We start from the raw sequence: 23,714 nt of genomic DNA, 5'->3' as shown, positions 1-23,714 counted from the left end.
AGCTCAAGCCATGCAGGAGACGCAGCCGCAGGAACATCTTCCGCGCGCCCGCCTGATGGTACCCAGCCGCAGTGACCACCTGCTGCGGAACTTCACGGAAGTGGTGGGCGGGCCACTGGGAGCCCGGGCCGAGCCGGGGGTGGTCTCCCCCGGCTTTTTCAGCGTGGACCGGGTGTTGGTCCTGCTGACCATCCTGGCCGCCTTCGCCGGACTCCTGGTCAAGGGCTATTGCCGGGTCAACGGCTGGGACACGCCGTCACAGTTCTATTCCACCTGCTATTCGGACCTGCCGGACATTTTCCGTAACCGCGGACTCGCGGACGGGGCCTTCCCCATTGCCGCCGGCCAATTCGAGTACCCGGCCCTTACCGGGCTCATCGCTGGAATCACCGCCTGGCTGGTGCCGGGCTCCGGTGCGACGGACGCCCGGATCCTGGCCTATTTCGACCTTAACGCCGTGCTGCTGGCCGCGGCGGCCATGGTGGCAGTCCTGGCCACCGCCCGGCTGGCGGGGCGCCGTGCGTGGGACGCATCCTTCGTGGCGCTGGCACCGGGCATCATCCTGGCGGGAACCATCAACTGGGACCTGTGGACCGTGGCCCTGCTGGCCGTGGGCATGTACTTCTTCGCGACGGGACGCCTGGTGGCCTCCGGGCTGCTGGTGGGTCTGGCAGCGGCCACGAACCTGTATCCGCTGATGTTCCTCGTGGCCGTGGCGCTGTTGAGCGTGCGGACCGGGCGCTTCCGTCCCCTGGCCGTGTCGTCGGCCGCAGCGGGGGCCGGGTGGCTGGCCGTGAACGTTCCGTTCATGGCGGCCAACGCAGCCGGTTGGGGCTACTACTTCACCTCCCTGGCGGATCGGCCGGCCGGCTACGGTTCTCCCTGGTTTGCCTACAATCTCCTGGCAGAACGGCTCAATCGGCCTGCCCTGAGCGCTGAAGCCGTCAACGTGCTGTCCTCCGGGCTGTTCCTCCTGGCGTGCGCAGCCATTGCGCTGGTGGCCCTCTCTGCACCACGGCGGCCCCGGTTGGCGCAGTTGCTCTTCCTGCTCGTGGCGGCGTTCATCCTCACGGGGAAGGCTTATTCGCCGCAGTACGTGGTGTGGTTGATTCCGCTGTTCGCCCTGGTCCGGCCGCACTGGCGTGAGTTCCTGGTGTGGCAGGGCATCGAGGGCCTCCACTGGGGCGCCGTCTGGATGTACCTTGGACAGGTGACCAGCGCAGGCTCCACCCAGCACAACCTGGACATGCTCTACTACGTCCTCGCTGTCGTTGCTCATATGCTCGCCGTGGCATATCTCGTGGTGCGCGTGGCCGGCGACATTTACGAGCCCGCCCGCGACCAGCTCCGGCGGCAACACGCCGACGACCCCCATGGCGGGCCCTTCGACCAGGTGCCCGATGCGTTCAGGCTGGGCGGGCCACATTCACGGGCGGGAGCTGGCGCAAATGCCTGACGCCGTCGTCGTGGGAGCAGGCCCCAACGGGCTTGCCGCAGCTGCCGTCATGGCGCGCGCCGGGCTGTCCGTCGAGGTGTTCGAAGCCTCGGAAGCCATCGGCGGCGGGACGCGGACCACGGAGCTGATGCGACCCGGGCATTTTCATGACGTTTGTTCCGCCGTCCATCCGATGGCCGTGGCGTCACCCTTCTTCCGCGCGTTCGAACTGGACCGCCGGCTGGAGCTGATTACGCCGGACCTTTCCTATGGCTCGCCCCTGGACGGTGGACGGGCCGCGTTATCCTTCACTTCACTGGAGCGGACCGCTGCAGGACTGGGGCGGGATGGGGCGGCGTACCGCCGGCTGATGGCTCCGCTGGTCCGCCACGTCAGCGGGATCATGGATCTGACCCAGAACCAGCTGCTGCGCCTGCCGCGGAGCCCCTTCGCGGCAGGCATCTTTGGCCTGCGGACGCTGGAACAGGGAACAGGGCTGTGGAACGTCCGGTTCCGCGAAGACGCGGCGCCGGCCATGCTCAGCGGGGTAGCCGCGCATGCTGTCTCCCACCTGCCCTCACTGGCTGCCTCCGGCGCAGGGCTGATGCTGGGCGCCTTGGGCCACGCCAAGGGCTGGCCCATCCCCGTGGGTGGCTCAGCCTCCATAGCCGGTGCCCTGGCCAGGGACATCATCGACCACGGCGGACTGATTCACACGGGCACGCCCATTGACCGGCTGGCGGAACTGCCGCGCGCCCGGGCCACCCTGCTCGACGTGGCGCCCCGCGGGCTCCTGGCCATGGCCGGGAATGCCTTCCCGCCCCGCTACCGACGCGCACTGGAGCGGTTCCGGTATGGCAACGGGTCCTGCAAAGTGGACTTCATCCTGTCCGGTCCGGTGCCTTGGCAGGCGGCGGAGCTTTTGGACGCCGGCACGGTCCATGTGGGCGGTACCCGTGCCGAACTTGCCCGCGCCGAGAACGACGTCAGTGCCGGGCGGCATCCTGAAAAGCCCTATGTCCTGGTGGCACAGCCGTCCCGCTTCGACCCTTCCCGGGCGCCGGCCGGCCGGCACACGCTGTGGACCTACTGCCACGTCCCCGCAGGTTCCACCGTGGACATGACCGAGGCCGTGACGGCCCAGCTTGAACGCTTCGCGCCCGGCTTCCGCGACCTCGTGCTGGAATCACACGCGGTCACCGCGGCGGGACTGGCCGAGTACAACCGGAACTACGTGGGTGGGGACTTTTCGGCGGGCACCATGGACCTCAGGGGCCTCGTGCAGCGTCCGGTGGTTTCCCCGGTCCCGTGGCGGACCCCGGCCCAGGGAGTGTACCTCTGTTCGTCCTCCACGCCTCCAGGTCCGGGGGTCACGGGTATGCCCGGGCTCCATGCCGCAAGATATGCACTGAAAGACATATTCAGCCTGGATGTTCCAGACCTCGGACTCCAGTCATAAAGCGCCTGGCGGGCAGGCGATAATGTCGCCATGGGGATAAAACAAAAGCTTTCCGCCGTGGCTGTTGCACTGGTTCTTGGAGCGTCACTCGTGTCCTGCGACGACGGACGCGGCGAGGCCGAAGCCGCGGCACAGGAATTTGCCTCCGCCCTCTCCCGGCTGGACGTAGGTTCCGTGGCATTTGACGGCAAGGATGCTGCCGCGGCCAACGAGCAGGTCAAGGCCGTATTCGCGGCGCTCGAGCCACAAAAGCCGGCTGTGGAAGCCGGGGAGCTCACTCTCGACGGCGACAAGGCCGCCGCGCCGATGAACTTCACGTGGGCGTTCGGGGATGCCGAATGGAAATATGCCTCGACCGTGAACTTCAGGAAGTCCGGGGACGGGTGGCTGGCTGTGTGGGATCCGGGCACGCTTGCACCCGGGCTCTCGGACAATGAGATCCTCACCAAAGGCACGCAGACACCGCCCAGGGCGGACATCCTTGGCGCCGGTGACGCGCCCCTGGTCACTTATCGTCCGGTCGTAAATGTAGGCATCGACAAGCCGCGCCTCGGAGCGGCGGATCCCGCTGCTTCAGCCACGAAGCTCGCCGCGCTGGTGGGCGTTGATCCGGGAGACTACGCAAAGCAGGTGGAGGCGGCCGGCCCGGAGGCGTTCGTTCCGGCCATCACGCTGCGTGAGGATGGCCGCACCGTAACGGACCAGCAGATTGCAGCGATCCAAGGAGCCCGCGCCATCCCGGACTCCATTCCACTGGCACCCACCCGGACCTTCGCCCGCGCGGTGCTGGGCACCGTGGGTGAGGCGTCCGCCGAAGAGATCGAAGCCTCCGAAGGCGCCCTCACGGCGGGAGATGTCATCGGGAAAGGCGGCCTTCAGCAGAGGTACGACGAACAGCTGCGGGGAACTGACGCCGTCGTCATCCGGGCGCAGCGGGCAGACCTGACGCGGGAAGAAATCGAGTCCGCCGGCACGGACCCGCGGCGGGTGCTGTTCGAAGTCGAACCCACTCCCGGCAAGCCCCTGAAGACGACGCTCGACCCTGCCCTGCAGACGCTGGCCGAGACGACCCTGGAGAAGGTGGCCCCGGCCTCCGCCATCGTGGCCCTGCGCCCGTCCACCGGGGCCGTCCTTGCGGCCGCCTCGGGTCCGGGCAGCAACGGCTACAACACGGCGATGCTGGGGCAATACGCGCCGGGATCCATCTTCAAGATCGTGGATTCGCTGGCCATGTTCCGCAACGGGCTCACGCCGGATTCAAAGGTCCAGTGCACCCCGACGCTCACGGTGGACGGCCGCCGCTTCAAGAATGCCGAAGGGTATCCGGAGGGGTCGCTGGGATCCGTGACACTCCGTGACGCCTTCGCGCATTCCTGCAACACTGCCTTCATTGCCGCGCGCGACGCCGTGTCCCAGGCACAGCTGGAGTCGGCGGCGACGGCGCTGGGCGTTGCCGTGGACGCGCCGGCACTCGGTGCGGACGCCTTCCTCGGCTCGGTGCCCGGTGAGGCCGCGGGCACGGAGCACGCGGCATCCATGATCGGGCAGGGCAGGGTTCTCCTCTCGCCGCTGGCGGCGGCCGTGATGGCGGGCTCGGTGGCGAAGGGCGCCCCCGTATCGCCGCAGCTGGTCATCTCGTCCGACGGCGGAACCGGCGCCGGTGCCACGTCTCCGGCAGCGTCTTCCGCGCCGTCGGCCGGCGAGCCTGTGACGGCCAAGGAGGCGGCCCTGCTTGCCGACATGATGCGCGCCGTGGTCACCTCGGGCCATGCAGGGTTCCTGGCCGAAGTCCCCGGAAAGCCCGTTGGTGCCAAGACCGGAACCGCCGAGTTCGGGGACGAGAACCCGCCCAAGACGCATGCATGGATCGTGGCGGTGCAGGGGGACCTCGCCGTCGCTGTGTTCGTGGAAGACGGCGGCCTGGGGGCCACCACCTCGGGCCCGCTGCTGAAGCAGTTCCTCACGGCCGCCGGCTGAGCCCCCCGGGAGGCCCGGCCGGCGGCTTCCGGAATCAGTCCGCGAATCCGTCGGCGATGTCCAGCACCTCGTCCAGGATGGCGAGGCCGGCCTTGGTGTCCGCCACGCTGGTGTTGCAGGGCGGCACCACGTGGATCCGGTTGAAGTTGGTGAACGGCAGGAGCCCCCTGGACTTGCAGGCGGCGACCAGTTGGTTCATTTCCTGGCTGGAACCCCCGTACGGAGCCAGCGGTTCGCGCGTCTCGCGGTTTCGGACAAGCTCGATGGCCCAGAACACGCCGACGCCCCTGACTTCACCAACGGACCGGTGCCGCTCCGCGAAGCCGTCGAGTGCCGGACCGATGACGGTTTCGCCCAGGGCCGCTGCATGCTCCACCATCCGTTCATCTTCCATGGCATTGAGGGTGGCCACGGCAGCCGCGGCGGCCAGTGGATGGCCGGAGTACGTCAGGCCGCCCGGGTAGGCCCGCTGCCCGAATGTGGCCGCGATTTCGGGGTTGATTGCCACTCCGCCCAGCGGGACGTAGCCGGAATTGACGCCCTTGGCGAAGGTGAGCAGGTCCGGAACCACGTTGAAGTGTTCCACGGCGAACCATTTGCCGGTCCGGCCGAAGCCTGCCATCACTTCGTCCGCGATCAGGACGATGCCGAACCGGGTGCAAAGCTCCCGAACCCCTTCGAAGTACCCCGGCGGGGCCATATAGATGCCTGCAGTTCCCGGGATGGATTCCAGGATGAGCGCTGCAATGGTGGACGGTCCCTCCAGGCTGATCAGCTGCTCCAGATGGGCAAGTGCACGCTCGCTTTCCTCTTCCGGGGTGCTGGCATGGAAGGCCGAGCGGTACAGGTATGGCGGGAAGAAGTGAATGGTGCCGGTGCTGCCGCTGTCGCTGGCCCAGCGCCGTGGATCCCCTGTCAGATTGACCGCCAGGTGGGTTCCGCCGTGGTAGGAGCGGTAGGCGGAGAGGACCTTGTGACGGCCGGTGTGGAGCCTGGCCATGCGGACGGCGTGTTCGTTGGCGTCGGCCCCGCCGTTGGTGAAAAAGATTTTGTCCAGTTCTCCCGGGGTCCGCGCGGAGATCAGGCGTGCCGCCTCCGAGCGGGCGTCGTTGGCGTAGCTGGGCGCAATGGTGCACAGCTTCGTGGCCTGCGCCGCAATGGCGGAAACCACGGCGGGGTGCTGGTGGCCGATGTTGGTGTTCACCAGCTGGGACGTGAAGTCCAGGTATTTGTTCCCGTCCCCGTCCCAGACGTAGGAGCCCTGGGCAGCCGTGATGACCATGGGGTCGAGCAGGTCCTGTGCTGACCAGGAGTGGAAGACGTGCTTGCGGTCCAGCTCATACGCCCGACGGGCGCTTTCGGCGTCAATCGCCGGAACCGGTCCGGACTCAACGGTGGAGGTCATGGCATTTTCCTTTCGTGGTTCCGGTCCTAGGCGTTCTGCGGGAAGCCGAGGTTGATGCCTCCGTGGCTGGGGTCCAGCCACCGGGAGGTGACGGCCTTGCCCCGGGTGAAGAAGCCAACCCCTTCCGTGCCGTGTGCGTGGGTATCGCCGAAGAGCGAGTTCTTCCAGCCGCCGAAGGAGTAGTAGGCCATGGGGACAGGGACTGGGACGTTGATGCCCACCATCCCCACTTCCACTTCGTTCTCGAAGCGCCGTGCAGCGCCTCCGTCATTGGTGAAGATGGCGGTGCCGTTGCCGTATGGGTTGCCGTTGATGAGGTTCAGCGCCTGGTCGTAGGTGTCCACGCGCACCACCGACAGAACGGGGCCGAAGATCTCGTCCTTGTAGATCGACATGTCCGGCGTGACGTTGTCGAAGAGCGTCGGCCCGACGAAGAAACCGTCACCCTCGGCGTCGGCCGCGATGTTTCGGCCGTCCACCACGACAGTGGCGCCGGCTGCTTCGCCGGCGTCGATGTACCCGGCCACCTTGTCCCGGTGCTGGGCGGTAACCAGCGGTCCCATGTCGCAGCCGCGAAGTCCGTCGCCGGTGCGCAGTCCGGCGGCCCGTTCGGCGATCTTGGCGACCAGTTCGTCTGCGATGTCCCCCACGGCCAGGAGTGCCGAAATGGCCATGCAACGCTCGCCGGCGGAACCGAAGCCGGCGTTGATTGCCGCGTCGGCCGCCAGGTCGAGATCGGCGTCAGGGAGGACAATCATGTGGTTCTTTGCGCCGCCGAGGGCCTGGACACGTTTACCGGCCGCTGTGGCCGTCTGGTAGACGTACTTGGCGATCGGGGTGGAGCCGACGAAGGAAACAGCCTTGACGTCCGGGTGGTTCAGGAGGGCGTCAACGGCCACCTTGTCACCGTGCAGGACGTTGAAGACGCCGTCAGGAAGACCGGCTTCCTTCCAAAGTTCAGCCATCCAGTTGACGGCTGTGGGGTCTTTTTCGCTCGGCTTGATGATCACCGTGTTTCCGGCCGCGATGGCGAGCGGGAAGAACCACATGGGGACCATGGCCGGGAAGTTGAAGGGGCTGATGACGGCGACAGGACCCAGGGGCTGGCGGATGGAGTGGACATCGACGCTGGTGGAGGCGTTCTCCGTGTAGCTGCCCTTGAGCAGGTGCGGGATGCCGCAGGCGAACTCGACCACTTCCTGGCCGCGGGTGACCTCCCCCAGGGCGTCGGACAGGACCTTGCCGTGTTCGGACGTGATGATCGCTGCGAGCTCCTCCTTGCGGGCATTGAGCAGTTCACGGAACGTGAACAGGATCTGGGTGCGGCGGGCAAGGGACGTGTCCCGCCAGGCGGGGAAAGCGGCCTTGGCTGCAGCCACAGCCGCGTCGCTCTCCTGCGCGGTGGCCAGGGCAACCTGCCCGGTGACCTTCCCCGTGGCGGGGTTGGTGACTGGCGCCGTGTGGTCTCCGACGGGGAGGTAGCTGCCGTTGATCCAGTGCTCGATGATGTTCAAAGTTTCTCCTTGAGGTCGGTGCATTTGTGTCCAGTCTCGCCGTCACAAAGGACCACCGTTAGGGCCGATGTGTAAGGTAAATCACACAGTCGTTTACACTCTGTAAATGCTTCCCTCGGTCCGCGACGTTCTTGGTCTTCCCGTGCTCCAAGCAGCTGCACCGCAGCTGCTGGGCGGTTTCGCGGGTTTGGACTCTCCCGTCCGCTGGGTGCATGTGAGCGAAGTGTTGGACATCTCAGGCCTTCTGGCCGGGGGGGAACTGGTGCTTACTACGGGCCTGGAGCTGGAAAAGCAGCCGGGCCTCACGGCCGGTTTCGTCGCGTCGCTGGAGCAGGCAGGGGCAGCGGGCCTGGTGGTCGAGCTCACCGGCAACCGTGAACGCAGCCTCGCTGCGCTTCGCACCGCGGCGCAGCGGACCGCCCTTCCGGTCGCCGTGGTCCAGCGGCGGGTGCGGTTCGTGCAGGTCACCGAGATTGTGCATCGCATGATCGTTGCGGAGCAGCTGGAACGCGTGGAACACGCGCGGGACGTCCACGAGGCTTTCACGCTCCTCAGCCTGGAGAATGCCGGCACCCAACTAGTGGTGGAAAAGGCGGCCGAAATGATCGGGGCCCCGGTCGTCCTGGAAGACCTGTCCCACCTGGTGCTCGCATTCTCAGCCCAAGGGCGGCCCACCGCGGAGCTGCTCGAGGACTGGGAGCGCCGGTCCCGGACCACCCCGTCACCTGCCGGAACGGCCCGGGCCGGGGCCGAGGGCTGGCTCCAGACTCCCGTGGGGGTGCGGCGCCAGCTGTGGGGAAGGCTGGTGGTTCCCCTGGGCGTGGACGACGACGGCCCTGCGGCTATGGTCCTGGAGCGGGCCGCACAGGCGCTGGCGATCAACCGGCTCGCCGAGCGCGATCGGCGCGAACTCAGCCAGCAGGCCCAGGCGGGCCTGCTGAACGCCCTGCGCCAACCCCGCGGTCTTGACGAGGCGGAAGCGCTGGCGCGTGCCGGAGCCCTGGGGCTGAAACGGTCACCGTTCTACGTACCGGTGGTATTCCGAAGGATCGGTCAGTCAGCCGGCGCCGCGGCACGCTCCGGACAGCGGCCGGGCGGACCCTCCCGCGATCCGCTCGCCGGCCAGGAGGAGGAGCGGATCCTGCTCGAACAGCTGGGTCGCGTCCTAAAAACGGTCTCCAGTACCGCCCTGACAGCAAGTATCCAGTCCGGCTCGGTGGGTATGATCCTGGCGTTGCCGGCAAGGCAGCTGGAGGACCCTATGCTGCACCGGCTTACCAATGCCCTGGACCGGGAGCCCGACAGCGTGTCCGCGGAATGGACCGTCGGGGTGGGCCACGCGCGGGGGAGCCTGCTCGAGGCCGCGGCCGGAGTTGACGAGGCCGCACACGTGGCGGAAACCTCGGCCACCCTGCGCGGCGTCCGCAAGCCGTTCTACCGGGCCACGGACGTCCGGCTGCGTGGACTGCTGGCCCTGCTGCGGAACGATCCGCGCGTCCAGCAGTTCGTGGAGTCGGAGCTGGAGGTCCTGCTGCAGGATGAAGCCCAGGGCCGGGGTGGTCACCTCGAACTTCTCGCCCGGTACCTGGAGTCGGGCGGCAACAAGGCAGCCATGGCGCGCAGCGGCTACCTCAGCAGACCTACGCTGTACGCCCGGCTCGGGCGGCTTGAGGAACTCCTGGGCGTGGACCTCGATGACGCCGAATCCCGGACTTCGCTGCACGTGGCGCTCCTGCTCCACAGGCTCCAGGCTCTTTGAGTCCGATGAGCACAGAACCGACCGGACTTCCGTAACGGCACGTGCCGTAGAGAGTGGTTTTTGACCGATGGCAAAGCCCTTCACCCTTACGCAGCTGCGCTACTTCGCCGTGGTTGCGGAACTCGAGAACATGACGGCGGCCGCCGAACGGCTGCTGGTCACCCAGTCAACCCTGTCAACCGCGGTTGCCCAGCTGGAATCAAGCCTGTCAACGCAGCTGTTCGTGCGGCTGCCAACCCGGGGGCTGAGGCTCACGCCATCCGGCAGGCAGCTTTCGCAGGACATCAAGGTGCTGCTTGAGCACGCGGACGCCCTGTACGAATCTGCCCACGGTCTGTCCGCTGGCCTCGTGGGTGAGCTGAAAGTGGGGGTCTTTGCGCCCCTGGCTCCCTTCAGGCTGCCGGCAATTCTCCAGACCTTCGAAGTCCAGCACCCCGGCGTGGAGGTGTCATTCCTTGAGGCCGATCTCGCCACACTCCAGAGCGCCCTGCTGGACGGGCGGTGCGACGTTGCGTTGATGTATGGCCTTGGCCTTGGGCGCGGCTTTACCTACAAGGTGCTGGAACGCGTGCCGCCTCACGTCCTGGTACATGCCGGGCATCCGGCCGCAGCACGCCCCGGCCGCAGCATTGCGCTCAAAGAGCTCGACGGCGAACCGTCCGTGGTGCTGGATCTCCCCCACAGCCGCGAATATTACGAGCAGCTCTATGCACTCGCCGGCATTGTCCCCAACGTCCGGCACCGCTTCGCGGGTTACGAGACGGTCCGGTCCTTCGTTGCGAAGGGCCATGGTTACGCCATGCTCAACCAGCGGCTGAACAGTGACATGACGTATTCCGGCGGAAAGGTGGTGGCGCTGGCGCTGACGGACAATTTCCCGCCCATCGAGGTGATGCTGGTCCGGCCGGAGGGGGTGCAGCCTACGCGCCGTGCCCTCGCCTTCGAAGAGACGTGCCGCCGCATCTACACGGCAGCCGCCGCAGGCCACGCACCTGCAGGCGGGTGAATGCCCTGAAACCTGACTGGCACGGGTATTGGCGAAATCTATTGATGGCAGCAAATCAATCAATTGGACACATGTGTGGCAGATCACACATGGTTGTTCCAGCGCGGATGTCAGCGGGGTTCCTGGAAGGGAAAGCCCCTCCAGCCACACCGCTCGCCCCACCTCCCCGGCGGGACAACCATGTTGATCAAAGGAGATTCTGTGGTTCAGATCCATCCCCAACCCCAGCAGGCACCTGACGTTGTACAGACCCCTGCGCCGGACCTTCCCGTTCGTGAAACGGGGGCGGCCGTCAACGCACGCCCCGGCGTTACGAAGATGCAGAAGCGCGTGCTGGCGGGCGGAAGCATCGGCCAGTTCATCGAGTTCTACGATTTCACGCTCTACGGCCTCACCGCGGTGATCTTCTCGCAGCTCTTCTTCCCCGCGGCCAACCCCGTTGCAGCGATGCTGGCCACCTTTGCCACGTTCGGCGTCGCGTTTGTAGTGCGGCCCATTGGCGGCCTCTTCTTCGGCGCGCTTGGTGACAGGATCGGCCGCCGGCGGGTCCTCACCATCACGCTCGTCGCGATCGGCGCAGCCACCGCCCTCATGGGCCTCCTGCCCACCTATGGCCAGATCGGCGCATGGGCACCGGCCCTCCTGGTCCTCTGCCGGCTCGTCCAGGGCTTTTCGGCAGGCGGCGAGTCCGTAGGTGCCCCGTCCTTCGTCTTCGAGCACGCCCCGGTCAAGAGCCGCGGGTTCTGGCTGAACATCACTATCGCCGCAACCGCGCTGCCTTCTGTGACTGCCGGAACCATGATCCTGGTCCTCAGCCAGTCCATGTCCAACGAGTCCTTCATGGCCTGGGGCTGGCGCATCCCGTTCCTGCTGGCCCTGCCCCTTGCACTGTTCGGCGTCTGGATCCGCAGCCGCACCGTTGAGAGCGAAGCCTTCAACGAGGCCAAAGCCAGCCGGACCAAGGAATTCAGTCCCGTCCGCGAGGCCTTCCGCGAAAACAAGCTGCGGATGGTCCAGGTCATCTTCGTCATGGGCCTGACCGCCATGGGCTTCTACTTCCTCTCCGCCTACTTCGTGTCCTACGTCCAGACCTCGGGCGGGCTCAGCCGCGAACAGTCCCTGCTGGTCAACGCAGCCGCCTTGGCGCTCTACGCCGTGCTGTTGCCGCTTGGCGGCCGGGTCGGCGACCGCGTGGGACGCAAGCCGATGCTGATCGCGGGCTCTGCCGTCCTGGCCGCCGTTTCCGTACCGTGCTTCATGCTGGTCACCAGCGGCAGCCTGCCGCTCGCACTGCTGGGCCAGGCACTGTTCGTTGTGGCGCTGTGCATCTACGGCGGCGGCTGTTACACGTTCTTTGTGGAGATCTTCACGACGAAGACGCGTTTCACGTCGGCCGCGATCAGCTACAACGGCGCGTACGCACTCTTTGGCGGGACCGCACCATTCATCGGCACCGCCCTGGTGGGAGGCAGCGGCGTACCGCACGCCCCCGGCTTCTACATGGCCGCGGCGGCCGCCGTCGTCCTTCTCCTGGTCCTCTTCACCCGGGTGCCGGAGACGCGCGGCCGGATGGGCTAGAAGCCCCCGCCCTCTTTCCTCTCCACAGCCAGACCTAAGGACTTCCCCCATGAATTCAGCAGCTTTCCTGTCCGACTTCCACCACGTTGCCACCATCGGCGCCACAGCGAACAACGGTGTGGACCGCCAGGCCGCAACCGCCGAGGACGCGCTCACCCGCCAGTGGTTCGCGGCCTGGGTGAACGACGCCGGGTGGGAACTCCGGGTGGACGGAATCGGAAACATGTTCGGGCTGGTGGAGTGGGTGCCCGGGGCTCCGTACGTCATCATCGGATCGCACCTGGACAGCCAGCCGCTGGGAGGCCGTTTCGACGGCGCCTACGGTGTCATCGCCGCGCTGCACGCCGCCCGGCGGCTGCAAGAGGAGGTTGCCGCCGGCAGGGCACGGCCCCGCTTCAACCTGGCGGTGGTCAACTGGTTCAACGAAGAGGGCGGGCGCTTTGCCCCGAGCATCATGGGCAGCTCGGTGTACGCGGGCCTGCTCGACCGGGGGCAGATGCTCGACGTCGCCGACCTGCAGGGTGTTACTGTCCGCGATGCTTTGGCCGGCATCGGGTACCTCGGCACGGCCGAGGCGCCCGATGCCGCCGCCTACGCTGAAATCCACATCGAGCAGGGCCGCATCCTGGAGCGCGAGGGGATCACCATCGGCCTGGTGGACAGCAGCTGGTACACCCAGAAGCTGGATATCGAAGTACTGGGCGAACAGTCGCACACCGGAGCCACGGCCATGGCTGACCGGCACGACGCCCTGGTGGCTGCCTCCAAGATCATCCTCATGGTGCACGATGTCACCAAGGAGTTTGCGGACGAGGCCATTGTTTCCTCTGTGGGACAGCTGACGCTGGAGCCGAACTCACCGATCGTGGTGGCCCGCCGGGTGCACCTCGTCGCGGACCTGCGCTCGGCCGATCCGGACATCGTCAAGCAGGCGCGGGCGAAACTCCTGAAGGACATCGACACCCTGGCCCGTGAACACGACATCAAAGTGAACGTCAAGGACTTCGATATCCGCCCCATCCGGCGCTTTCCGGAGGCCGGCCTGGAACTCGCGGACAAGGTGGCGGCGAACCTGGGTCTCTCAGCCCGGCGCATCCAGACCATGGCAGGCCACGACTCGGTTGCCATGAACACCGTGGCTCCTTCCGTCATGCTGTTCATTCCCAGCGTGGACGGCGTTTCGCACTGCGAGCGGGAGTTCACCACCGACGCCGACATGGTGGCCGGGGTGGACATGCTCACCGGCGTTGCCCGCGAGCTCGTGGCGGGGGCCTTGGCCGGGACTGCGGCGCCGGCCGTGGCGGCGCTGGCATGACGGACCTGCACTACCTTGATGCCACCGGCGCGCTGAGATTGTTCCGGAGCCGGGAGCTTTCGCCGGTGGAGTTCCTGGACGCGTTAATTGCGCGGACGGAAGCCGTCAACGGCGCCATCAACGCACTCACCGAAACGCTCTTCGCCGAAGCAAGGCTGGCCGCCCGGCAGGCCGCCACCCGGTACGCGCGCGGCAGGGACCTTGCCCCGCTCCTGGGCCTTCCGGTGGCCGCCAAGGAAAAGCACGGGCTCCGCGGCCGCACCCTGTCGCAGGGGCTCCTGGCGCGGAAAGGCGACATTGCGGCGGCCGACCATCCGGTGATCGAACGCATCAGGAACGCGGGCGGCATCATCCACGCCCGCACAACGACCCCAGAGTACAGCTGCGCCACCGTGACCCACAGCCCGCTGTGGGGCGTAACGCGGAATCCATGGAACCTGACCTATTCTCCCGGCGGATCCTCCGGCGGCTCGGGGGCGGCACTGGCAGCCGGCCTGGCCCCGCTGGCCACGGCTTCGGACATCGCAGGCTCAACCAGGCTGCCGGCGTCGTTCACGGGGACCGTGGGGTTCAAGGCCTCCTACGGACGCATCCCGGGGCTGGGGCCGCTCGCCGCGGACCACTATCGCGGAGACGGGCCCATGGCCAGGACAGTAGCGGACACGGCACTGCTGGCCGGGATCATGGCGGGGAAGTCTCCCGCGGACCATGCATCGCTGGCGGATCTCCCGGCGGGCTGGCCAGGACAGGGCATGGCCGGCGGCGGGAGTACCGTGGCCGGCATGAGGATCGCCTTGTGCGTCCGGCTGGGCAATTATCCGGTGGCGGCAGATATCGAGGCCAATACCCGCACCGCCGCAGAGGCACTTCGCCAGGCCGGCGCGGCGGTGGAGGAAATCGAGCTCCCGTGGACCACGGAGAGCATCAGGCGGACCATTTTCACCCACTTCGGCTACCTTCTGGGACCGGCAATGGAGGACGAGACAGCGGAATCGGTGGACCAGCTGGCTCCCTACACACGGCGGTTCATGGCGGACGCCCGCCGGGCAGCCGGGGAGAACCGCTACCTCGACGGCATCCGCGCCGAGTCCCGGCTGCAGGCCGGGCTGGCGGCGGCGATGGCAGGGTTTGACGCGATGGTCTGCCCGGTGTCCGCAGTTCCGGCCCTGGAGGCGGAAGGACAGTACCTTGACGGCATAGACGCCGGCACGGTGCACCTCGAGCATTACTGGGAAGGGCACATGACGGCGCCTTTCAACATTGCAAACCGGTGCCCGGTGCTTGCCGTCCCCAGTGGCATGGCCGACTGCGGAATTCCCACCGGCGTCCAGATCGTGGGGCATCCCTTCGATGACGCGACCGTCTTCCGGGTGGGGGCAGCGCTGGAAGCCGTGCTGCCGTGGACCCGCCGCCCCCCGCTGTAGGGAGGGGTTCGTGGGAGTATTGAACGTGTGGCCCATATCGACGTTTCCGGCATAGATTACTTCCTCTCCGACGGCACCCAGCTGCTGAACGGGGTGACCTTCAAGGTCCCGGACGGCACCAAGACCGCGCTGATCGGCCCCAACGGCACCGGCAAGACCACGCTGTTCCGCATCATCGCCGGCGACCTCGTCCCGGACGAAGGGGTGGTCGGACGCTCGGGAAACATGGGCATCATGCGCCAGTTCGTGGGCCAGGTCCGGGACGGGTCCACGGTGCGGGACCTGCTGGTCTCGGCGGCGCCGCCCGCCCTTGCGGCCGCGGCGCGCGAGGTGGACGACGCGGAGCTTGCCATGGTGGAGCACGACGACGAGCCAAGCCAGATGCGGTACGCCCAGGCAATCGTGGACTGGGGAGACGCGGGAGGCTATGACGTCGAGACCGTCTGGGACGAAGTCTGCATGGCCGCGCTGGGACTGCCGTACGACCGCGCCCAGCACCGCGCGGCGTCGACGCTTTCCGGCGGTGAGCAGAAGCGCCTGGTGCTGGAGGCGCTCTTCGCCGGCCCGGACGAGCTCCTGCTGCTGGATGAACCGGACAACTACCTGGACGTCCCTGGCAAGCGCTGGCTCGAAGAGAAGCTCAACGAGTCCAGAAAGACCGTGTTCTTTATCAGCCACGACCGCGAGCTGCTGAACAACGCCGCCGGGCGGATCGTAACGCTGGAGCCCGGCATCAACGGGGCGTCCGCTTGGATCCACGGCGGCGGCTTCGGCTCCTACGTCGAGGCCCGCGCAGACCGCAACGCCCGGTTCGAGGAGCTGCGCAAGCGCTGGGACGAGGAGCACGTGAAACTCAAAGAGCTCGTGAACATGTACAAGAACAAGGCCGCGTTCCGCTCCGACATGGCCAACCGGTACCACGCAGCCCAGACCCGCCTGGCCAAGTTCCTGGAGATTGGTCCGCCTGAGGCGCTGCCCGTCGAACAGAACGTGCAGATGCGGCTCAAAGGCGGGCGGACCGCCAAGCGCGCGATCGTCGCGGAGAAGCTCGAGTTGACCGGGCTGATGAAGCCGTTCTCCACCGAAGTCTGGTTCGGCGACCGGGTTGGCGTGCTGGGCTCCAACGGCTCAGGCAAGTCACACTTCCTGCGGCTCCTGGCCACGGGAGGCACCGACCCGGAGCGTGAGCACCTTCCCGTTTCCGACGTCGAAATCGCCGAAGTCCCGCACGAGGGCACCGTGAAGCTGGGGGCGCGCATCCGGCCAGGCTTCTTCGCGCAGACGCACGTCCGCCCGGACCTGCTGGGCAAGACCCTGCTTGAGATCCTGCACCGCGGCGACGAGCACCGCTCCGGCCTGGGCCGTGAGGCCGCCGCCGGAGCGCTGGACGGGTACGGCCTTGCAGGGCAGTCGGAACAGAAATACGAGTCCTTGTCCGGCGGGCAGCAGGCGCGTTTCCAGATCCTGCTGCTCCAGCTCTCCGGCGCCACGCTGCTGCTGCTGGACGAGCCCACGGATAACCTGGACCTGCACTCGGCCGAGGCGCTGGAGCGGGCCATCGACCACTTTGAAGGCACCGTCCTGGCCGTCACACATGACCGCTGGTTCGCGCGGACCTTTGACCGGTTTCTGGTGTTCGGCTCGGACGGGAAGGTCTATGAGTCTGCCGGACCGGTCTGGGACGAAAAGCGCGTGGAACGCGCCCGTTGACCCCACGCTCTCTCACTTAATGCACGTTTTGGCCGCACGCTCTCTCGCCGGGTGAGAGAGGGTTGGTTGTTTTCCTCCATTAAGTGAGAGAGCGTCTGCAGGACGCCACCCGCAATCTCCCAGTGGAAGTAGACAAAGCATGAGCATCGGAACCGGCCGGCACCAGGGGCTGAAGGCCGCGGCGGCGGCCACCTTCGTGGTCTTTGGAATCAACGGACTGGCGTTTGCCAGCTGGGCCGCGCGCATCCCCGCTGTGACGGAAACGCTGCGCATCAGTTCCGGACAGATGGGGACACTGCTGCTGTGCACCGCGGTCGGATCGCTTCTGGCGCTTCCGACGGCGGGGTTCGTGGTGGGCAGGATCGGCACTGCCAATGCGGTGCGTACCGGCGGCATCCTCGCTGCTGCAGCGGCGGTGGGGGTCGCGGGGTCGCTTTTCGCGGCATCCATTCCCGGGACGGCGGTTTCCCTCTTCTTCTTCGGGATCGCGGTGGGCCTCTGGGATGTCTCCCAGAACATCGAGGGCGCCGACGTGGAACACAAAATGAACCGGACCATCATGCCCCAGTTCCATGCGGCGTTCAGCGGCGGCGCGTTCATCGGGGCGATCGTCGGCGCGGGCCTGTCCAACCTGGGCGTCGGCCTGCCGGTACATTTATTGGCCATTGCGGGAGTCGTGCTGCTGTCCACACTGGTGGCTCCCCGCTACTTCCTCCCCCACCTTGCCCGGACCGTTACGGCGGGTGAACCGAAGCCTGCCAGCGGCCCCACGGCCTGGCGCGATGGCCGGACCCTGCTGATCGGCGTCGTGGTCCTGGGCGCGACGCTCACCGAAGGCGCCGGCAACGACTGGATCGCCAAGGCCTCCGTCGACGGCCTGGGCACCTCGGACTCCACAGGGGCGCTGATGTTTGCCCTGTTCGTCCTGGCCATGACAGCCATGCGCTTCCTGGGGGGACGCGTCATCGACGCATACGGCCGGGTGGCGGTTCTCCGGGCCAGCATGGCGGCAGCAGCGGCCGGACTCTGCCTGTTCGTCCTCGCAGGCAATGTGGGGCTTGCTGCAGTGGGAGCCGCCCTCTGGGGCGTGGGCGCAGCACTGGCGTTCCCCATGGGAATGTCCGCCGCGGCAGACGACCCCCAGCATGCGGCGGCCCGGGTATCCGTTGTCTCCACCTTGGGATACGTGTCGTTTCTTGCCGGGCCTCCCCTGCTGGGCTACTTGGGCGATCTCACCGGGATCCACCTCGCGCTGCTGGCCATCCTGGCACCCATCCTCCTCGCACTGCTGCTGGCGGGCGCAGCCCGGCCGCTTCCCGTAGAACTGAAAACCGCGGAAACCGGCACCGGAAGGTAACCGGCTCCGGCGGTGGGAGTAGGGTGATCGCATGCAGAGCATGTGGCGCCGGAGCCATCGGAGGATCGCCAGGCTGGACAGATACCTGGTCCGGCATGTTTCTCGTTTCCCAGGAGGCGGGCACGACGGCTTCTTCCGGCGGCTCTCCGCCTCGGCCAACCATGGAAAGCTGTGGATGGCGGCGGCGGCCGTCATGGCTGCCTTCCCCGGGAAGCCGCGCCGCGCCGCGCTCCACGGCCTGATAGCGCAGGCCGTGGCGTCCGCGGTAACCAACATGGGGTTCAAGACACTGCTTCCCCGGGCCCGACCGCTTCCGGAGCACCTGCCAGTTTTCAGGTTCGTCCACCCCCAGCCCACCAGTTCGTCCATGCCGTCCGGCCACTCGGCCTCTGCCGTCGCCTTTGCCACGGGAGCGGGCCTGGTGCATCCTGGCCTCGGGGCCGCCTTGGCGCCGGTCGCTGCGGGGGTCGCATACTCCCGCGTGCATACTGGTGCGCACTGGCCGTCCGACGTGGTGTTCGGATCGGCACTGGGCGCCGGCGCCGCGCTGGTGACGCGCCACTGGTGGCCGGTCAAGCCGCCCACGCCTGAAACGGCAAGGACCTGGACCCAGGCTCCCGAACTCCCCGGCGGTGGCGGTCTCAGCATCGTAGTCAACACCTTGGGCGGGTCGTTCAAGGAGGAAACCGCGAACGCCCTCCGGGAAGTATTCCCCAATGCGTATATAAATGCTGTCCGGCCTGAGGCGGATCTGAGGGAGCAAATCGAGCTAACGCTGAAGCACCCAGGTACCAAAGCCCTGGGTGTGTGGGGCGGCGACGGGACCGTGGGCGCTGCCGCTGCGGCCGCCGTCGAACATTCACTGCCCCTGCTGGTCCTGCCCGGCGGAACGCTCAATCACTTTGCCCGCGACGCCGGCACCGGGAGCCTCAAGGACGCCGTGGTGGCCGCCGGAAAAGGTGAGGCGGCGCTGGCGGACACGGGGGTAGTGGAGGTGGAGCGGGGCCTGCCGGACGGGACGGAGACGACGGAGCTGCTGATGCTGAACACCTCCAGCATCGGGCTTTATCCCAACCTCGTGAGGCGCCGCGAGCAGCTGACGCCGGCATTGGGCAAGCCGCTGGCCGGCGTCGTAGCCATGTTCCGGACATTCGCCGCGGGAACTCCGGTGACCCTGGCAGTGGATGGCGTCCGGCACCGGGTGTGGATCGCGTACTTGGGGCGTGGCCGCTACTATCCGAGGGACCATGCGCCACTGCTCCGGCCGGTCCTCGACGACGGGGTGCTGGACGTCCGGCTCATCACCGCCGATGAGCGGTTCGCCAGGGTGCGGCTGCTGTGGTCCGTGCTGACAGGCACCGTGGCAAGCTCCCGCATCACCCATCTGCGGGAGGCCACCGAGGTGGAGATCGACGCCGGGGGCGCACCTATGGCGCTGGCGGTGGACGGTGAAGCGCTGGCCGGCGTGCGAAGGGTCCGGTACCGGGTGGCACCGAGGTCGCTCACGTACTACTCGCCGCGGCCGTGAAGGGGGTTGCCCCCTGAACAGTCCCTGAATCACCCCTGAATCGTGGCGAAACCGGCGCTCAAGCTGTCTGTTGGTGGGTAGCGTAGGGACTGAACCTGCACTGCCCACCCCCGCAGCCCCGCGCTGCCGTCCAAAGGAACTTATCCATGATTGAGGCACAGGGCCTGACGAAGGTATACGGCAGCAAGACCGCCGTGGCCGGAGTGAGTTTCACGGTTGAACCGGGGCGGGTTACAGGCTTTCTGGGACCGAACGGCGCCGGGAAATCCACCACGATGCGGATGATCATGGGGCTGGACCGGCCGACGTCGGGCTCCGTGACCATCAACGGCGTGCCCTACGTCCGGCATAGGGCCCCGCTGCGTGAGGTGGGCGCGCTCCTGGAGGCCAGGGCGGTGCACACCAGCCGCAGCGCCTACAATCACCTGCTGGCCATGGCCGCCACGCACGGTATTTCCAAAGCGCGGGTGCACGAAGTGATCGGGATGACCGGGCTGGAGGCGGTGGCGCGGAAGAAGGCCGGCGGGTTTTCGCTGGGCATGGGCCAACGGCTGGGCATTGCCGGTGCCTTGCTGGGGGACCCGCAGGTCCTGATCCTGGATGAGCCGGTGAATGGCCTGGACCCCGAAGGAGTGGTGTGGGTCCGTAACCTGGTTCGGTACCTGGCCGGACAGGGGCGCACGGTGTTCCTCTCGAGCCACCTGATGAGCGAAATGGCGCAGACTGCCGATCACCTGATTGTGATCGGCCGCGGCCGGGTGATCGCCGATGCCCCCATCCGGGACATCATTACGGGCAAAGGCCAGGCACGGGTCCGGGTGCGGACCGAGGAGCCGGAGCGGCTGGCACAGCTGCTCACCGCGGGGGGTGCAACGGTTGAATCTCCGGAGCGTGAATTGCTCGAAGTGAAGGGCTTGGATTCCAAGGAGATCGCGGGCGTGGCGCTGGGCCACCAGGTTATGGTCTACGAGCTAACGCCCCTGGTTGCGAGCCTCGAGGAGGCTTACATGGAACTGACCAAGGATGACGTCGAATACCACTCCCTTCCCGCTGCGGAGGTCAGCAAATGAGCACTACTGCCCCTGAACGTGCCCTGACCGGCCCCAGCTTCTTCCGCGTGCTCAGGTCTGAAGGCATCAAGTTCCGCACCCTTCTTTCCACTTTGGTCCTGATCGCTTCCACGGCGGCGGTGATGGTGGGCTTCGGCGCACTGTCCGCCTGGGGCACGGGCCAGTTCGCCGATGCAGCGGCCGAGGACCCGCAGGCGGCCGCCCGGCTGGCGGCCCAGGGCGGCGACCTGGCAGTCAGCGTGCCCACTTCAGGGATCGCCTTTGCCCAGCTGATCCTCGGGTCCCTGGGCGTACTCCTTATGAGTTCCGAATTTTCCACCGGCATGGCCCGGTCCACCTTTTCCGCCGTGCCGAAGCGGCTTCCCGCGTTCGCAGCCAAGCTGGTGGTCGTCACAGTGACGTCCTTCGCGGTCACCGCCGCATCCACCTGGGTGGCCGGCCTGGTGGCCGTGCCCATCCTGGACAACTACGGGCTCAAGCTGGACCTGGGCAGTTCCCAGTCCCTGAAGCTCCTTCTGGTGAGCAGCGTTTACGTTGCGGCTGTTGCAGCGATCGGCCTGGCGCTGGGCACGCTGCTCAGGAACTCCGCCGGCGGCATCATGAGCCTGGTAGGCCTTTTCTTCGTGGCGCCCATTGCCTTCCAGCTGATCCCCGGCGAGTTCTTCGAGGAGACCCGCAAGTATCTGCCCGGCAACACGGTTGAACCGTTGACGGCCGTGGAGCATGTGCCGGAAACATTCGAGGCGTGGCAGGCCGGACTCGTCCTGGGCACGTGGGTGGTGGTTCCGCTGGTGCTCGCCGCGGTGCTCCTGAAACGCCGGGACGTGTAGGCGGCTGGCTAGACTCGACAGCATGCCTCTTCACAGCTCAGCCGCCGCCCACATCCAGGACCTCGGGGCGTATGTCAGCGCGTCGCCGTCGAGCTTTCACGCCGTTCATGAGGCCGCCAGGCGGCTCACTGACGCCGGGTTCACCCGGCTCGATGAGCTGGAGCCGTGGGAGGCCGGCGAGGGCTCCTTCTTCGTGGTCCGCGACGGTGCGCTGGTGGCATGGGTGGTGCCGCGGGGCGCCGGCGCCACCACGGGCTTCAACATCGTGGGCGCCCACACCGATTCGCCGTCCTTCAAGCTCAAGCCCAGGCCCACTACGGGCGCGTTCGGCTGGCTGCAGGCGGGCGTGGAGGTTTACGGCGGGCCGCTGCTGAACTCGTGGCTGGACCGTGAGCTGCAGCTGGCCGGCCGGCTGGTGCTGCGCGACGGCACCGAGCACCTGACCGCCACCGGGCCAATGCTCCGCTTCCCGCAGCTGGCGATCCACCTGGACCGGGCCGCCAACGAGGGCCTCGTGCTGGACAAGCAGCGGCACATGAATCCGGTGTGGGGGCTGGGCAGCCCGGGCGGGTCGGACGTGCTGGCCGTGCTCGCCTCGCACGTGCAGGGCGCCACAGTGGACCCGGCGGACATCGGAGGGTTCGACGTCGTCATGGCGGACACGCAGGCGCCAGCGGTTTTCGGCGGCGAAGGGGAGTTCTTCGCGTCAGGGCGGCTGGACAACCTTTCCTCCACGCACGCCGGCCTGGCGGCGCTGATCGCACACGCGGGGTCCCTGCTTCGTTCCCCGGGTGCGCCCATCGCTGTCCTTGCTGCCTTCGACCACGAGGAAATCGGCTCGAACTCGCGCTCGGGCGCCTGTGGGCCGTTCCTGGAGGACGTCCTGGTCCGCATCTCCGACGGCCTCGGCGCGACGGCGGGTCAGCGGCGGCAGGCGATATCGGCGTCGTTCTGTATTTCCGCCGATGCCGGCCATGCCGTGCACCCCAACTACCCCGAGCGGCACGACCCCGCCAACCACCCCGTCCTCAACGGCGGGCCGCTGCTGAAGATCAACGCGAACCAGCGGTACGCCACGGACGGCCCGGGCGCGGCCTTCTGGGCCCGGCTGTGCGCGGAGTCCGGGGTGCCGTACCAGGAGTTCGTGTCCAACAACGTGATGCCGTGCGGGTCCACAATCGGCCCGCTCACCGCCACCCGGCTTGGCATCCGCACAGTGGACGTGGGCATCCCGCTGCTGTCCATGCACTCCGCGCGCGAGATGTGCGGTGTGCAGGACCCGGCTTATCTCGCGGCAGTGGCGGAGTTGTTCTTCCGGACGGCTGCGTAGGGGGGCGCCGGCCCCCGGGATGAATGTGAGTTTCATGGCGCACATTGCTATGAAAAGTTGTTTCTTCGTTAACCTTTTAGGCTCTCTCCCGTTTAACCGGGCCGCTAATTTCAAGTTGTGACCACGCAACCGTTCAAACCAGCGCCGCAACACAGGGCAGAGTTCCTTGAGGCGGTCCGCGAAAATCTTGCGTCGTTTTCAGGAGTGGAGCTCCGCATCGCCCGCGCCGTTCTGGCCGGGCCGCAGAGCATCATCAACAGCTCAATCGGCCAGTTCGCCGCTGAAACCGGGGTCTCCTCCGCGTCGGCGGTTCGGTTCTGCCAAAGCATGGGCCTGGCCGGTTTTCAAGCTCTGAAGCTCGTGCTGACACGTGAATCGCCCTCGACGACGGTGCAGCTGGCCGACATTGAAGCGGGCGACAGCAGCGCAACCGTAAGCCGAAAGGTCGTCCTGGGCTCCGCCCAGGCGCTCCAGGCTGCGGCGGAGAACATCGATCACGAGAACGTAGCGTCCGCGGCCGCACGGATCGGCGCTGCGAGGCGGACCCTGGTGCTGGGCGTCGGAACGTCGGCTCCACTGGCCGCGGATGTTGCCTATCGGTTGGCGCTCGTTGGCGTGGACGCTGTCTTCGCCGGAGATGCCCATGTCCAGAACATCATGGCAAGCCGTCTGACCAGTGAAGACGTCTGCCTGATTATCAGCCACACCGGAGCCACCACCGAAACCTTGGCCGCAGCCGGTGCGGCAAAGGCCGCCGGGGCCGCCACGGTGGCGGTGACCAGTTTTACCGGAACTCCCCTGACGGATCTGGCCGGCCTGTCCATCGTGGCGGGCAGCCAGGAAACGGCGTACCGGGTGGACGCCATGATCAGCCGCGTCGTGCACCTGGCTGTGTTGGACGCGATCGTGGTTCTCCTGACCCATGGGTCGCCGCGCCGCATGGCTGCCCTCTCCGCCAGCAACGACATTCTCACCAAGCTCCACCGCAGCTAAGCGGACTTCCCACCCTGCCCGACA

The 23,714-nt window shown here is 67.2% G+C and carries 17 protein-coding genes; 15 read left to right on the top strand and 2 right to left on the bottom strand.

The window, feature by feature from the left end:
* The first annotated feature begins 10 nt into the window (after nucleotides 1-10).
* From ACIQCN_RS06525 to ACIQCN_RS06515, 3 genes are read left to right on the top strand one after another with little or no spacing between them, the layout of a single operon-like run.
* Complete coding sequence (locus ACIQCN_RS06525; RefSeq protein ID WP_400607106.1) at nucleotides 11-1,456, top strand: glycosyltransferase family 87 protein; 1,446 nt, start codon at nucleotides 11-13, stop codon at nucleotides 1,454-1,456.
* Nucleotides 1,449-2,894: a phytoene desaturase family protein gene (locus tag ACIQCN_RS06520; RefSeq protein WP_400610028.1), complete on the top strand. Its 1,446-nt coding sequence runs from the start codon at nucleotides 1,449-1,451 to the stop codon at nucleotides 2,892-2,894. Before ACIQCN_RS06525 ends, ACIQCN_RS06520 begins: the two co-directional genes overlap by 8 nt.
* A gap of 30 nt (nucleotides 2,895-2,924) precedes the next feature.
* Nucleotides 2,925-4,871, top strand: a complete 1,947-nt coding sequence (locus tag ACIQCN_RS06515) for a penicillin-binding transpeptidase domain-containing protein (RefSeq protein WP_400610026.1) — start codon at nucleotides 2,925-2,927, stop codon at nucleotides 4,869-4,871.
* A 34-nt stretch (nucleotides 4,872-4,905) separates the two neighbouring features.
* Here ACIQCN_RS06515 and ACIQCN_RS06510 read toward each other — a convergent pair whose 3' ends face one another.
* Entirely contained in the window at nucleotides 4,906-6,276 is a 1,371-nt protein-coding gene (locus tag ACIQCN_RS06510; protein WP_400610025.1) for an aspartate aminotransferase family protein, read from the bottom strand.
* Between the two features lie 26 nt (nucleotides 6,277-6,302).
* Nucleotides 6,303-7,790, bottom strand: a complete 1,488-nt coding sequence (locus ACIQCN_RS06505; protein WP_400610023.1) for a CoA-acylating methylmalonate-semialdehyde dehydrogenase — start codon at nucleotides 7,788-7,790, stop codon at nucleotides 6,303-6,305.
* A 106-nt stretch (nucleotides 7,791-7,896) separates the two neighbouring features.
* On the opposite strand from ACIQCN_RS06505, the gene ACIQCN_RS06500 reads away from it, so the two are divergent.
* The 12 genes from ACIQCN_RS06500 (at nucleotide 7,897) to ACIQCN_RS06445 (ending at nucleotide 23,690) form a co-directional block, all read left to right on the top strand.
* Nucleotides 7,897-9,549, top strand: coding sequence for a PucR family transcriptional regulator (locus tag ACIQCN_RS06500; protein WP_400610021.1), 1,653 nt, complete (start codon nucleotides 7,897-7,899; stop codon nucleotides 9,547-9,549).
* 67 nt (nucleotides 9,550-9,616) lie between these two features.
* A complete protein-coding gene (locus ACIQCN_RS06495) occupies nucleotides 9,617-10,555 on the top strand; it encodes a LysR family transcriptional regulator (protein WP_400607119.1) in 939 nt (312 codons plus the stop codon).
* A gap of 201 nt (nucleotides 10,556-10,756) precedes the next feature.
* On the top strand, nucleotides 10,757-12,133 hold the full coding sequence (locus ACIQCN_RS06490) for an MFS transporter (RefSeq protein ID WP_400610019.1): 1,377 nt from the start codon (nucleotides 10,757-10,759) through the stop codon (nucleotides 12,131-12,133).
* 49 nt (nucleotides 12,134-12,182) lie between these two features.
* Nucleotides 12,183-13,448: a M20 family metallo-hydrolase gene (locus tag ACIQCN_RS06485; protein ID WP_400610017.1), complete on the top strand. Its 1,266-nt coding sequence runs from the start codon at nucleotides 12,183-12,185 to the stop codon at nucleotides 13,446-13,448.
* The gene (locus ACIQCN_RS06480) at nucleotides 13,445-14,872 is read left to right on the top strand and encodes an amidase (protein ID WP_400610013.1); all 1,428 of its coding nucleotides are present in this window, start codon (nucleotides 13,445-13,447) and stop codon (nucleotides 14,870-14,872) included. The genes ACIQCN_RS06485 and ACIQCN_RS06480 overlap by 4 nt, the downstream gene beginning before the upstream one ends.
* Nucleotides 14,873-14,899: 27 nt before the next feature.
* Complete coding sequence (locus ACIQCN_RS06475) at nucleotides 14,900-16,582, top strand: ABC-F family ATP-binding cassette domain-containing protein (protein WP_400607128.1); 1,683 nt, start codon at nucleotides 14,900-14,902, stop codon at nucleotides 16,580-16,582.
* Between the two features lie 139 nt (nucleotides 16,583-16,721).
* Entirely contained in the window at nucleotides 16,722-17,939 is a 1,218-nt protein-coding gene (locus ACIQCN_RS06470) for an MFS transporter (RefSeq protein ID WP_400610011.1), read from the top strand.
* Nucleotides 17,940-17,970: 31 nt separating this feature from the next.
* On the top strand, nucleotides 17,971-19,467 hold the full coding sequence (locus tag ACIQCN_RS06465; protein ID WP_400607133.1) for a bifunctional phosphatase PAP2/diacylglycerol kinase family protein: 1,497 nt from the start codon (nucleotides 17,971-17,973) through the stop codon (nucleotides 19,465-19,467).
* Between the two features lie 146 nt (nucleotides 19,468-19,613).
* Entirely contained in the window at nucleotides 19,614-20,537 is a 924-nt protein-coding gene (locus tag ACIQCN_RS06460) for an ABC transporter ATP-binding protein (protein ID WP_400610009.1), read from the top strand.
* Complete coding sequence (locus tag ACIQCN_RS06455) at nucleotides 20,534-21,367, top strand: ABC transporter permease (RefSeq protein ID WP_400610007.1); 834 nt, start codon at nucleotides 20,534-20,536, stop codon at nucleotides 21,365-21,367. Before ACIQCN_RS06460 ends, ACIQCN_RS06455 begins: the two co-directional genes overlap by 4 nt.
* A gap of 22 nt (nucleotides 21,368-21,389) precedes the next feature.
* The gene (locus ACIQCN_RS06450) at nucleotides 21,390-22,697 is read left to right on the top strand and encodes a M18 family aminopeptidase (RefSeq protein WP_400607141.1); all 1,308 of its coding nucleotides are present in this window, start codon (nucleotides 21,390-21,392) and stop codon (nucleotides 22,695-22,697) included.
* A gap of 117 nt (nucleotides 22,698-22,814) precedes the next feature.
* Nucleotides 22,815-23,690 (top strand): MurR/RpiR family transcriptional regulator, encoded by an 876-nt coding sequence (locus tag ACIQCN_RS06445; protein ID WP_400607142.1) that lies wholly within the window; start codon nucleotides 22,815-22,817, stop codon nucleotides 23,688-23,690.
* Nucleotides 23,691-23,714: the final 24 nt, after the last annotated feature.

The sequence above is a fragment of the Pseudarthrobacter sp. NPDC092424 genome (genome assembly GCF_044754925.1).
Classification (GTDB): Bacteria; Actinomycetota; Actinomycetes; order Actinomycetales; family Micrococcaceae; genus Arthrobacter.
Note: the sequence above shows the minus strand (reverse complement) of the source record. Positions and strands in the feature narration are given on the sequence as shown.